This window comes from Nonomuraea sp. B19D2 (assembly GCF_040137845.1).
Classification (GTDB): Bacteria; Actinomycetota; Actinomycetes; order Streptosporangiales; family Streptosporangiaceae; genus Nonomuraea.
On sequence record NZ_JBEFAK010000045.1, the window covers coordinates 19,084 to 31,774 of the forward strand.

A 12,691-nucleotide genomic window follows, 5' to 3' on the forward strand; every position below is an offset into this window, starting at 1 on the left:
CCGCGGTGCGGAAGATGCTGGGCCAGGCCCGGCTGCTCACCTTGACCGGCGTGGGCGGCGTCGGCAAGACCCGGCTGGCGCTCAGGGCGGCGGAGCTCCTGCGGGACACGTACCAGGACGGCGTCGAGGTGGTCGAGCTGGCCACGCTGGAGACCGGCGACCTGCTCGAGCCGGCGGTCGCCACGGCGCTGGGGCTGCGCGGCGGGCGCCCCGACCTCATGACCGTGCTGCTGGACTACCTGTCGGGCCGGCGGATGCTGCTGGTCCTGGACAACTGCGAGCATCTGAGCGCGGTCTGCGCCCCGTTTGTGGACCGGCTGCTGCGGGCCGCCCCCCGGGTGCAGGTGCTGGCGACCAGCAGGCAGACGCTACAGGTGTACGGCGAGCAGGTGCTGAGGGTCGCTCCCCTGCCCATCCCGACCCCAGGGGCGACCCTGCGGGAGATCGCCCGCCAGGACTCCGTGCGCCTGTTCCTCGAACGCGCGGCGGGCGCCGTACCCGGCTTCACGCTGCATCCGGGGAACATGGCGGCCGTGGCGCGGCTGGTGCAGCGCCTGGAGGGGATCCCGCTGGCGATCGAGCTGGCCGCGGTACGACTGCGCACCCTGCCGCTCGAACAGCTGACGCGCGAGCTGGACGAGCGGTTGGACGTGCTGGCCGCGGGGGATCCCGCCGCGCTGCCCCGCCACCAGACGCTGCGCGCGACCATCGACTGGAGTTTCTGCCTGTGCTCGCCCGGCGAGCGGCGGTTGTGGGCCCGGCTGGGGATGTTCCCCGGCGGGGCCGACCTGGAGACAGCGGAGGCGGTGTGCGCGGGCGAGGGCATCGACCGTCTCGACGTGCTCGATCACCTCGCCGGTCTGGTGGACAAGTCGGTCCTGATCAGGGACGGGCTCCGGTACCGCATGCCGGAGAGCCTGCGCACGTACGGCTGCGAACAGGTGCCGCCCTCCGAGCTGCGGCAGCTGCGCCGGCGTTACGTCGATCACTACCGGAAGCTGGTGGAGGAAGAACGGGTCGACCAGATGGTTCCCGAGCAGCTGGAGCGGTTCCTGCGGCTGCAGCGGGAGCTGCCCAACATCCGCGTCGCCCTCGAAACGTGCATGAGCGAGCCGGGGCTGGCTCCCGTGGGAGTGGGCGCCGCGACGGCGATGTGGTGCTTCTGGCTGCTCGCCGGCTCGCTCACCGAGGGCCGCTACTGGCTGGAGCGCGGCCTCGAACAGGTGCCGGAAGACCACCCCGTACGGGCGGCCGGACTCTGGGCCGACAGCATGCTCGCCATCCGCCAGGGCGACCTCGTGGCGGGGATGCCGAGGTTGCATGCCGCCATCGCCCTGGCCCGTGCGGCGGGCGACCAGAGGTTGCTGGCGTACACGCTGCGTACCAAGGGGGTCGCGGCGTTCCTCGCCCGCGACGCCCCGCGCGGCTTCGCGCTGGTGCGGGAGGCCCTGGCCCTGCACCACGCCATCGACGACCTCGACGGCATCATGTTCGGCCTCTACGTCGGCGCCACGTACGGCTCCAATGAGGACCCGCGCCAGTCCGCCGCCTACGGCGAAGAGCTCCTGGGCCTGTGCGAGCGGCAGCACGCCCTGGTCTTCCGCGCGTACGCTCACCTGGCGCTCGGTGTCGCCTGGTGGAACCTGGGCGACAGCCGGCGGGCCGAAGCGCTGGTGACGACGGCCACCGAGGTCACCGGAGGGATCAACGACAGGTGGTGTCTCACCCAGTGCCTGGAGGTGCTGGCGTGGATCGCGGGTGCGCGGGAGCAGCACGACAGGGCGGCCGAGCTGCTGGGGGCGGCGCACGCGATGTGGCAGGCGGTGGGCGCCTCACCCGAATGGATGAGCCACCACGCGGCGTGGCACGAGCGCTGCACCCGCCAGGCCCGCCACGCGCTGGGCGGACCGACGTTCACGGCCGCCTTCCGCGAGGGCGCGAGGCTCGGCTCGGAACGCGCCGTGGCCTACGCGCTGGGCGGACCGCGGGGCCAGCCGGGCCGAGACCGCCGCGTCCTGCCCGGCTGAGGCCGCCGCGTCCTGCCCGGCTGAATGCGGTCAGGGACGGGGTGAGAGGCGGAAGACGCGCAGCTCGCGGCCGGAGCGGTCGGTGTAGCCCTGGTACAGCGGCCAGAAGCGGGTGAGCGCCTGCCAGGCCTGCTCGCGCTCGGCGCCGGTCAGCAGGGCGGCCGTCACGGGGATGACGCGCCCGCGGAAGGTCACCGTGGCCTGCGGGGTCTTGAGCAGGTTGCCGCTCCAGGCCGGGTGGTGCTCCCTGCCGAAGTTGCTGCCGACCACCAGGAAGGTGCCGCCGCCCTCGGGCAGGCAGGCCAGCGGGCTCTCGCGGGGCTGCCCAGACTTGCTGCCCGTGGTGGTGAGCAGCAGATGGGGGATCATCTGGTCGCCCATGAGGACACGTCCGCCGGTCACGCGGTTGACGAAGCGGTCGAGGGGCGGCACGATCTTGGGCGCGACCCGGGCGAAGCCCCTGGTGCCCGCGAGCCACTGGAAGAACGGGCGCAGCGCGGTGCTGAACCGCGCCCTGACCCCGCCGCTGGACTGCTGCTCGACCACGGTGACCTCACGTCCGGCTCGGGTGGGGCTGCTGACGGGGGCCAAGGATACTTCCCAACCAAGCGATAGGTCTACTCGACGGACGGCGAGGGCGCCGGCCGATCGATCCGGTAGAGATAGTGGGCGGGCCCGTGGACGGGGTTGTCCGGCTCGAGCTCGCCTTCCGCGACCCGGCGCATCCCGGCCTTCTCCAGCGCCCGCCACGACCCGCGGTTGCCCGCGGAGACCGGGACCAGCACGCAGGGGGCGTCGGGGAACTCCTCCCACGTCCGCTCGAGGACCGAGCGGATCATCGCCGTCCCGTGTCCCCGGCCGACCTGCCCAGGATCGCCGATCAGGTAGTCGATGGTCATCGTGCCGTCGGGGACGGGCACGATGGCCGCCAGCGAGGCCAGATAGTCCGGATAGTCCGCCAGCCGCGACCGCTGGACCAGGCCGAGCGGCCGGCCGTCGAGGAACACGAGCAGGTCCTCCGACGGCTCCTCTCCCCTGGCGACGGGGCCGAAGTCGCGCGCCACCGCCTCCATCGAGGTCTCGTGGTTCCACCACAGCGCCACGTGCGGCTGCTCCAGCCACGCGCGCAGCAGGGGGAAGTCCTCCTGGGCAAGTCGACGCCACGTGATCATCCAGACCCTCCAGAGGTGAGGTGGCGGCGGTAGTAGCGGGCCTGGCGGTCACGGTGACCGCATGACGGATGGCACCATCGCCGGCGCGAATGGTGCTGGACGAAGAAGAGGGAACAGTCGGGGCCGTGGCAGCGCCGTACCCGGCCGGCCCGCGGGCCGGTCAGCAGCTCGACACAGCTGGTGGCGATGCGGCCGAGCACCGCGGCGGCACCGGTGGCGGCGTCGAGCCGGCGCGCCGCGGGCGGGCCGTCGCGCCAGTCCAGGCGGAGGAACGTCGGCGCCGCCGCCGCGAAGCCGTTGACCCGCTCGACCGCCGCCGTGCCGGGGTCCCGCCCCTCGACCGCGGCCGACAGCAGGGCGTGCACGCAGTCGCGTAGCGTCCGCACCTGCTCGGCGTGCCGGCCCATCGAGGCCGCCACCTCATGCCGTACGGAGACCTCGGCGAACCACTGATCGACCTGCCGGTCGTCCGCCAGGAAGTCGATCTGCGCCTGGCCCACGCCGTACAGCGTGTTGGCCAGCTCCACCGCGAGAGGTTCCGTCCCGAGGATCGGGAACTCGGCAGCCGTCACGACGCTGACGCTAACAGAGCCTTGCAACCGTCAGCATCCTGATATTGGAAGTCTCTACATGGGGATACAGCCTCCGGGCATGGCGGAACGAGCGCGCAGGACGGGGCGGCGTCCGGGCCGGGCGCCGAGGGCGATGAGCAGGTAGCGGCGCTGGCGCAGGGTGAGGTCGCCGATGCTGGCGCCGCTGCCGATCCCGCCTTTCCGCAGCACTCTGCTGATCTCGGCCGCGCTGCGTCCCGGCAGGGCCCGCAGCAGCGATTCGACGTCGGCGCTCATGGTGGCCGGCTCGCTGCGTGACAGCAGGGCCTCCACGCCGAGCTGCCCGGCGGCGAGGGCGGCGCGCAGCTCGGAGGCCGTCATCGGCACCGGCTCTCGCCTGGGTTCCGGCCGGGGAGGCGGTACGCAGCAGCACGCCTCTCGCGAGTGCGTACGGAGCGGCTCGATTCACGGGGCGGCGACGGGACCGGTGTGCGTGCCGTGCCCAGGCGTGGCGAGGTCCTCGAGTACGTCGCGCAGCCGGCCCAGCTGGCTGCGCAGGCTTTCCTGCAGGTGCCGGCCGTGGTCGGACAGCACCGCGTCGAACTGGTCGAGCTGCTCTTCGATGACCTCGCGGTAGGCCAGGTGGGCGGTCCGGGTCAGCGCCTCGGCCGCGGCGGCGGCCTCACGCCGCAGCCGATCGGCCTCCGCGCGGGCCTCGGCGAGGATCTGGCACGCCTCCTGCCGGGCGATCTCGACGGTCTCCTGCGCGGCCTGCTCCGCTTCTGCCGGCGTGTCGGCCGGCATCGGCGGGACGGGAAGGCTCGCCAGCCGCTCGCGCAGGTGGGCGTTGTCCTGCCAGAGGAGCCCGAGCGTGGTCTCCACGCTGGCCAGGAACGTGTCCACCTCGGCCAGGTCGTAGCCGGCGCGCAGCCGGACGACGGTGAAGACCTGATGGTGGACGGCGGTGGGGGTCAGCAGGGTGAGCTGGCCGGGCCCCGCCGCCTGGACCGGCAGCGTGTCGGCGTCGTCGACGGCGTGACTGAACGGGAGCGGGAGGCGATGGTCGTGTTCGTCGTGCTTGATGTGCATGACGGCGCTTCACCGAACCCTTCGGCGCGACCTTTACCGTTTGACCAGGCGACTTATACGTACAGTAGTTGACTCGTTACCTTGCGCTTAAACGTCTGAGCAGCTGCTCATGGGTAAAGCCGCCCCCGTCATGGGGCGCGGGAGGCCGTCACGAACGACAGCACGGCCTCGGCGAACGCGTCGGGGCGCTGCTCGGGCAGGCAGACGCCGGCGCCGTCGATCACCTTCAGCTCGCATCCCAGCGCCCGCGCCAGGGCCGGCTGGTCGGGCAGCGCGTACGCGTCGTCCGCCCCGCACATCAGCAGGGTGCGGGTGCGTACGAGCGGCAGCCGCGGCGCCATCTCGTACGCACTCACGGCGGCGTGACCGTCGTGGAGGCGATCCACGACCCGCAGAGCGTCGATCACGAACCGGGTGAGGTCGCCCTCCTGGCCGGCGTCGTAGAAGCCGCGCCGCTGCCGCCACAGCTCGGTGACGTGACCGCCGTCGGGTGCCGGCTGGACGTGGTCGACCCGGGGCAGGTCGCGCACCCGTTCCCGGCGTTCCGGAGTGACGTGCGGCATCGCCGAGAGCACCAGTGCCGACAGCCGCGACGGGGCGCGGGCCGCCACCTCCAGCGCGATCACGGCTCCCGTGTGGTGACCGACGAGGGCGATCCGGGAGAGGCCGAGCGCGTCGAGCACCGCCTCGACGCCGTCGGCGAAGCGCCCGATGCTGAACTCGCCGGTGTGGGCCGACTGCCCGAAACCGAGCGTGTCCAGCGCCATGGCGTGCACGTGGCCGCCCGCGATCGGCAGCACGCGGATGTACTCGGTCCACGACCGCGGGGTCTGGTGCAGGAACAGCACCGGCGTGCCGCTCCCGCATTCGGCGAGATGCATCTGCCCGAACCGGGTGTCCACGTATCGGCGCCGCACGCTGGTCATCGCTCACCGCCGCTCTGCTGATGCCGGCCTCCGCAGCGGATGCTAGCCGAGGTGCGCCCTCATGGCGCCATCCCTTTGCGCAGCAGCCGCCACGCCTGCCCGGCGACCACGCGCCGGCGGGGCGCCGGGGTCTTGGCGAGGACTCCGGCGACCATGCCGATGACCAGCACCAGGTCCTCGGCCGTGACGTCATCGCGGACGGCGCCCGCGCGCCGGGCGGCGGGGAGCATGCCCGCCAGGAGGTTCGCCACGCGATCGCGCACCTCGAGGACGCGGGGGTCGGGGTCCGTCGGCGGCGTGGTGACCATGTCGATGAACGCGGTCGAGTCGATGGTCTGCTCGGTGATCAGGGCCAGCACGTCGTCGAGCGTGGCGCCGGGCTCGGCCGCCAGCGCTTCCAGCTGGGTGACGCCGTCCTCGAACACGGCCATCGCGAGACTGATGCGGTCGGGGAAGTGCCGGTAGAGGCTGCCCTGACCGACCCCCGCGGCGCGGGCGACCGCGCTGAGCGGGGCGTTGTATCCGGCGCTGGCGAAGACCTCGCGAGCCGCCGCTATCAGCGCCGCCCGGTTCTCCGCCGCGGCGCTCGGTCCTCTGTTCGATCGACGGGAGTCCGGCACAACCGTTATGGTAGCAACCGGACAACATTGTCCGGTTGCTGCTGCGCACATGGCGGGGCTCGGCGCCCGCTGATCGAAAGGACGGATTCTTGAGCACCTTTGACAACAAGGTGGCCCTGGTCACCGGAGCGGGGTCCGGGATCGGCCGGGCCATGGCCGTGGCGTTCGGCAAGGCGGGCGCCCGCGTCGTGGCCTGTGACGTCAATCCGGAGAGCGCCGAGCAGACCGCCGCCGCGCTCGGGGACTGCGCCGTCGCGGTGGCCGCCGACATCGCCGACGAGACCTCGGTCGCCGCCCTGGCCGAGGCCGCGATCAACGCGTACGGGCGCGTCGACGTGCTGTGCAACAACGCCGGGATCATGGACACCATGGCGCTGCCCGCCGACATCCCCCTGGAGCTGTGGGAGCGGGTGCTGCGGGTCAACCTGACCGGCACGTTCCTGGTCACGCACGCGGTACTGCCGCACATGCTGCGCCAGGGCGGCGGCGCGATCGTCAACACCGCGTCGGAGGCCGGGATCCGCGGCGGTGCCGCCGGTGCCGCCTACACCGCGTCCAAGCACGGCGTGGTCGGTCTCACCCGCAGCGTGGCCTGGGCGTACGCCAACGACGGCATCCGCTGCAACGCCATCCTGCCCGGTCCCACCATGACCAACATCGCCACCAACGCGTCCTTCGACCCGATCGGCGCCACCCGGCTCGGCCCCGTGCTCTCACTCGGCGAGCGCATCGCCCAGCCGGAGCAGATGGCCGACGCCGCCGTCTTCCTCGCCTCCGACGCCGCCTCGTTCATCAACGGGGCGATCGTCCCGGTGGACGGCGGCTGGTCGGCGGCCTGACCCCGGAGCCGCTCGGGCCGGAAGGCCCTCGTCGCACCGTGTCCAGCACCCGATCTTTACGTTCAACGGATATGACCTCCTACTGCCCGGTCAATGTCCTCGACGCTTATTTGGCCGCAGGTGATACTCGGATTCGTGAGGACAACGGCAAAAGCACTGCTCGCGGGATCGGTGTCAGGCAATACCATTCGCAGCTGCGCGAGATCCGCCAGCGGGGCGGGCCGGTCAGCCGGCCCGGGGATGCACAGCCGAGGCATGGTCGCGGACCAGGTCGTGGAGCCGATATCGGCCGGGGGCGGGCTCCTGCAGGAGATGGGTGTCCGATAGCTGGTCCAGCAGCCGTCTCGCCTGTAGCGCGGTCGTGTTCAACAGGGCGGCGGCCGCGTCGACGCCGAAGTCCGCACTGATGTGCGAGCCCAGCACCCGGTATGCGCGTCGTTGTTCAGCGGAAAGCCTTGCGTAGGAAAGGTCCAGGGCGGCTGTGACGCTGTGCCGTCCGGCATTCAGTTCGGCCAGCCGGTCGTCCGCCAGCCGGTCCAGCAGATGCCGCACGCTCCAGGTGGGATGCGCCCGGAGCCGGGCGGCGGCGATGCGAACCCCGAGGGGCAGCAGCCCGCAGCGCCGCACAACCTCGGTCAGAACATTCACCGGTGTGCCCGTGACACGTTCCCATCCGGCCATGCGGGTGAACAAGGTGACCGCGTCCGCCACTGTCAGTGTCTCCAGCGACAGGCTTCGGGTGTCGCCCAGGCAGGTGAAACGGCGCCGGCTGGTGACGATCACCCGGCAGTCCGAGCCGGCGGGCAGCAGTGGATGGATCTGGAGTCCGTCGGCGGCGTCGTCCAGGACGATCAGGACCTTGCGGTCGGCCAGCACGCTCCGGTACAGCGCGGCGCGGTCATCGACATGCCCGGGGAGGTGCTCGCCAGGGACGCCGAGTGTGCGGAGCACGCGGGCAAGGGCTTCACCCGGTTCGATCGGCGTCATCGATTGCGCATGGCCGTGGAGGTTCACGAAGAGTTGCCCGTCGGGATATCGCGGTGCGAGCCTGTGGGCGGCGTGCACGGCCAGCGCCGTCTTGCCTGTTCCGGCCATACCGTCGATGGAGACGACTGTCACCGTGTTCGCGCTCTGGTGACTCTCCAGGATCGCCAGCTCGCGCTCGCGGCCCACCAGCGCCGCGACATCGGCAGGCAACTGCCGGGGGACGGCCGCCAATGCCGGCGGTGAGCCGGTCCCCTCCGGATCATCGCTGTCAGCGGGAGGCTGCTGGCCGCGAGTGACAGCGACCAGCATCGCCCGCTCTTCATCGTCCAATTCCAGCGCCTTCGCCAGCAGCAGAATCGACCTGTTGCGAGGCTGCCAGAGCCCGCTGTTCTCCAGCCGGCGAACCGTCCGGACGTTGAGGCCGGCCCTTTCGGCGAGTTGCTCCTGAGTGAGTAATGTCCGCTCCCGCCACGTGCGCAGTAGCGCCCCCAAAGACGGCTCCGCGCCGGGCCCCCACCCCGCCATGACCGGAGCCGGTCCTCTCATTGCGCTGATGATCGACACCCCCGTTCTCATCGTCGCCCTGCCGGTGAAGACAGAGGTCTATCGAAACCGTGTTCGCACCGTTCAGGCCACTGGTCGGACGACATTGAACGAAATCGGACGGCGGGCGAGCCGATGGCGGCCTTCGGCTCGTCATCCGTCACCAGCCGGCTCGCCGGCGAACGGTGCTTCCCGGCCGAAAGGCGATTGATGGGCACGGCCGCGGTTGGCCAGAATGAACGCCATGGGCGAGCGGGAGGGGGTCGGCCATCGCCGGCCGCGGGCACAGGACCAGCCGGGGGTGCCGGCAGACCGTCAGCCGCCCCGGACTCGCGGCGCACCGCCGTCGTCCGACCATTCGGACGATGTGTGCCCCTACCAAGGGCTTGCGCCGTTCGAGACGGCGAAAGCCGAGCTGTTCTTCGGGCGGACGCGGGCGACGCTCAACCTCCTCGACCGCCTGGGACGGCGTCTGACGGAGCACGGATCCATCCTGCTGGTCTCGGGCGCCTCCGGTGTGGGCAAGTCGTCGCTGTTACGGGCTGGGCTGATGCCGGCGCTGGCCGAAGGAAGGCTGCCGGTCGCCGGATCACAGCGTTGGCCGCGCCTGCTCATCACACCCACCGCGAAGCCGTTTCACGCGCTGGCCGAAGGATGGACACAGGCGTTCGGCGGGTCCGTCGACACGGTGGACGAGCAACTGCGGGACGATCCACGGCGGGCGCTGTCCAAGACTCTCCCACCGGCCGCCCGTCTCGTCTTGGTGGTCGACCAGTTCGAGGAACTGTTCACCCTGGTGACCGACGAGCGGGAGCGCCAGGCGTTCGTCAGGGCCCTGGACACCCTGGCCGAGGGCCCGCACGGCGCCGGAGTGATCATCGGCGTGCGCGCGGACTACTGGGACCGCTGCGCCGCCTACCCGCAGTTCGCCGCGGCCATCCAGGACGGTCAGGTCATCGTCGAGCCGATGACCGAGTCGGACCTGCGGCTGGCCATCACCGGCCCCGCGGCCGTGAGCGGCCTGGAGATCGAGCCCGGACTGGTGGAGACCATCCTGGGCGAGCTGCGCGTCGACCCGGCTGCCGGCGATCACTACGAGGCCGGGGCCCTGCCCCTGCTTTCGCAGGCTCTGCGCAACACCTGGGAGAGGCGTGAGGACGGAACCCTGACCGTCCGGGGTTACGAGGAATCCGGCCGGGTCCACGACTCCGTGCGCCGTACGGCCGACGAGGTCCTCGAGCGGCTGCCGCCGCAGGACCGCAAGACCGCGCTGAGGCTCTTCCGCCGGATGACATTGATCACCGCGGGCGAGCAGGTGGCGCGGCGCAGGGCGACGCTGGCCGAGATCCACGCCGCCGCGGCCGCGCACTCCGCGGAGCACCGATTACAGGTCGAGGCGCTGCTGTCCGCGTTCGCCGGCCAACGCCTGCTCACCCTGCACGAGGACACCGTCGAGATCGCCCACGACGCGCTCCTGACCGCCTGGCCCACCCTGCGGCAGTGGCTCGAGCCCGACCTCGCCGCGCAAGCTGTGTACGACCAGCTCGTCGAGGACGCCGCGCAGTGGGCCGGCAACCACCGCGACCCCGCCTTCCTCTACCGGGGCGCCCGGCTGCTGACCGTGGACGACAACCGGCCCCGCTGGGAGCGCGACCCCGACAGCTTTCCGCCGCCCGGCCCCACCGTGGAGCGCTTCCTCGCGGCGTCCACGCGGGAGGTGCGGCGGGCGGGCCGCCGCCGTCGTCTCGTCATGGCCGGCCTCGCGGTGCTGTCGGTGCTCGCCCTCATCGCGGCCGGCACCGCCGTCAAGGCGGCGAACGACGCCGACTGGCAGCGCAGGCAGGCGAGCTCCCGCCAGCTCGCGGCGCAGAGCGAGGTCACCGGCGACGCCCCTCTGGCCTCGAGGCTCGCCGTGGCGGCCTGGCGGATCGCTGAGACCGACGAGGCCCGCAGCCGCGTGCTGTCCGCGGCGACCCGCACCGCCCGGGGGAACCTCGCGGCGGACACGAGACCACTGACGGCGCTGGCGTTCACCCCCGACAGTTCGACCATCGTGACAGGAAGTAACGACGGCACCGTGCGGTTCTGGGACACGGCGTCGCGGCGGCAACTCGGCGCCCCGATCACCCGTCCGAAGTACGAGTGCTCACGCATCACGCTGGCCCTCAGCCCCGACGGCCGTACGCTGGCCACGGTGTGTCTCAGCACCATCCGGTTCTACGACGTGGCCACCCACCGCGAGCTGGGCGCCCCGCTGGAGCACACGGAGGTCGTGTCGGCGATCGCGTACAACCCGGACGGGAAGACCTTCGTGACCGGCGACAACAGAGGCGTCGTCCAGCAGTGGGACGTGGCCACGCACCGTCCGCACGGCGCTCCCATGGGCCGCCCCGACTACGGGCGCGACCTTTCGAGCGTCATCCACGGCGTGGCCTTCGGCCGGGACGGGAAGATCCTGGCCACCGCGAGCGCGGACAACACCGCACGCCTCTGGGACACCGCCACGTCCCGCCAGCTCGGCGCTCCCTTCACCGGACACCGCGGGGCCGTCGGCGACGTCGCCATCAGCCCGGACGGCACCACGCTCGCGACCCTGAGCTGGGACCGGACGGGTCGCCTGTGGGACATCGCCACGCGCAAGCAGATAGGAATGCTCAAGGACCGCAACGCCGGTTACGAGTCGATCTCCTTCAGCCCGGACGGCACACGGATCGTCACCGGCGGGGACAGCGGCCGTACCGTCCTGTGGGACACGGCCAGCCGGCAGCAGTTGCTCATGCTCGCCGACAACTACAGCATCGTCAACAGCGTGGCGTTCAGCCCGGACGGGAAGCTGGTCGCCGCCGCGGGCGGCGACGGCGTGGTACGGCTGGCCGACGCCCGGACCTACTTACAGCTCGGAACCCCCATGCCGGCGCTGGGGGCCGTCGCGCTGAGCCCGGACGGACGGATGCTGGCCGCCGGCATGCCCGACGACAGGAACCCCGCGATCCAGCTCTGGGACGTCGCCACCCAGCGTCGCCTCGGCCCCCCGCTGAACCCCGAGGGCCCTCGCCGTGCGGTGTACCGGCTCAGCTTCACCCCCGACGGGCGGACGCTCCTGTCGGAAGGCGCGGACGGCCTGCGGCTCTGGGACCTCGCGAGCCGCCGCGAGATCGCCCATGAAAGGACACTCTCATCCGCCGTGATCAGTGCCGACGGCAGGTTCGTCGCCGCTCAGAAGGACAAGTCCATCGTGTTCTGGGACCTCGCGCGCCGCGCTGAGACCGGGCCGCGCATCACCGTCCCCGACCACACCGACCTCATCACGGCGATGGCGATCAGCCCCGACGGGGCGACTGTGGCGACCACGGGCTTCGACAACCGGATACGGCTCTTCGACGTGGCCACGGGCCGCGAGCTCCCGGGCCCGTCGAACGCGGCCCAGGCCGGGTTCGTCAACGCCATGGCGTTCAGCCCCGACGGCCGGAGGCTGGCCTTCACGGCCTCCGACTACAGCGTGCGGTTGTGGGACGTGCCGCGCCGCCGTCCGGTCGGCATCGGCCTGATGCTCGAGGACGGCTCGACGAACACCCTCGCCTTCAGCCCGGACGGCGAGGTACTCGTCACCGGCCTCAGCAACGGCGACGTGCAGCTGTGGGACCTGCGGACCTACCGGCAGCTCGGCTCTCCGAGGATCGGCCACACCAAGGGCGTGACCGCGCTCTCCTACAGCGGGGACGGGACAACCGTCGCCACGGTGTCGAACGACAAGACCGCACGGCTGTGGAACGTCCGCACGCCCCCCGACCTGGTGGCCGCCGCGTGCGCCAACGCGGGCCGCTCCCTCACCAAGGAGGAATGGGAGAATCTGGTACCACAGGAGAAGTACCGCGAGACGTGTCCGTGACCCTGGCCCCCACCACGGAGAGAGCGAGCATGTTCCTTCGAGGTTTTC

General features: G+C 71.7%; 11 protein-coding genes. 3 read left to right on the top strand and 8 right to left on the bottom strand.

Annotated features, from left to right (window positions below; genetic code table 11):
* The first annotated feature begins 14 nt into the window (after positions 1–14).
* On the top strand, positions 15–2,027 hold the full coding sequence (locus ABN273_RS47240) for an ATP-binding protein (RefSeq protein ID WP_349456216.1): 2,013 nt from the start codon (positions 15–17) through the stop codon (positions 2,025–2,027).
* A 30-nt stretch (positions 2,028–2,057) separates the two neighbouring features.
* Here ABN273_RS47240 and ABN273_RS47245 read toward each other — a convergent pair whose 3' ends face one another.
* From ABN273_RS47245 to ABN273_RS47275, 7 genes are all read right to left on the bottom strand, one after another.
* Positions 2,058–2,618: a nitroreductase family deazaflavin-dependent oxidoreductase gene (locus ABN273_RS47245; protein ID WP_349456151.1), complete on the bottom strand. Its 561-nt coding sequence runs from the start codon at positions 2,616–2,618 to the stop codon at positions 2,058–2,060.
* A 26-nt stretch (positions 2,619–2,644) separates the two neighbouring features.
* Entirely contained in the window at positions 2,645–3,199 is a 555-nt protein-coding gene (locus ABN273_RS47250; RefSeq protein ID WP_349456152.1) for a GNAT family N-acetyltransferase, read from the bottom strand.
* On the bottom strand, positions 3,196–3,771 hold the full coding sequence (locus ABN273_RS47255; protein WP_349456153.1) for a CGNR zinc finger domain-containing protein: 576 nt from the start codon (positions 3,769–3,771) through the stop codon (positions 3,196–3,198). The genes ABN273_RS47250 and ABN273_RS47255 overlap by 4 nt, the downstream gene beginning before the upstream one ends.
* A gap of 54 nt (positions 3,772–3,825) precedes the next feature.
* Positions 3,826–4,131, bottom strand: a complete 306-nt coding sequence (locus ABN273_RS47260) for a hypothetical protein (RefSeq protein ID WP_349456154.1) — start codon at positions 4,129–4,131, stop codon at positions 3,826–3,828.
* Positions 4,132–4,215: 84 nt separating this feature from the next.
* On the bottom strand, positions 4,216–4,839 hold the full coding sequence (locus ABN273_RS47265; protein ID WP_349456155.1) for a DivIVA domain-containing protein: 624 nt from the start codon (positions 4,837–4,839) through the stop codon (positions 4,216–4,218).
* A gap of 128 nt (positions 4,840–4,967) precedes the next feature.
* Positions 4,968–5,765 carry an alpha/beta fold hydrolase gene (locus ABN273_RS47270; protein WP_349456156.1) on the bottom strand — a complete coding sequence of 266 codons (798 nt, stop codon included), beginning with the start codon at positions 5,763–5,765 and terminating at the stop codon, positions 4,968–4,970.
* A gap of 59 nt (positions 5,766–5,824) precedes the next feature.
* Positions 5,825–6,385, bottom strand: a complete 561-nt coding sequence (locus tag ABN273_RS47275) for a TetR family transcriptional regulator (RefSeq protein ID WP_349456157.1) — start codon at positions 6,383–6,385, stop codon at positions 5,825–5,827.
* 89 nt (positions 6,386–6,474) lie between these two features.
* On the opposite strand from ABN273_RS47275, the gene ABN273_RS47280 reads away from it, so the two are divergent.
* The gene (locus tag ABN273_RS47280) at positions 6,475–7,224 is read left to right on the top strand and encodes an SDR family NAD(P)-dependent oxidoreductase (protein WP_349456158.1); all 750 of its coding nucleotides are present in this window, start codon (positions 6,475–6,477) and stop codon (positions 7,222–7,224) included.
* A 225-nt stretch (positions 7,225–7,449) separates the two neighbouring features.
* On the opposite strand, the gene ABN273_RS47285 is transcribed toward ABN273_RS47280, so the two are convergent.
* Entirely contained in the window at positions 7,450–8,787 is a 1,338-nt protein-coding gene (locus tag ABN273_RS47285; RefSeq protein WP_349456159.1) for a helix-turn-helix domain-containing protein, read from the bottom strand.
* Positions 8,788–8,998: 211 nt separating this feature from the next.
* Between ABN273_RS47285 and ABN273_RS47290 the strand changes: the two genes are divergently transcribed.
* A complete protein-coding gene (locus ABN273_RS47290) occupies positions 8,999–12,643 on the top strand; it encodes an nSTAND1 domain-containing NTPase (protein WP_349456160.1) in 3,645 nt (1,214 codons plus the stop codon).
* Positions 12,644–12,691: the final 48 nt, after the last annotated feature.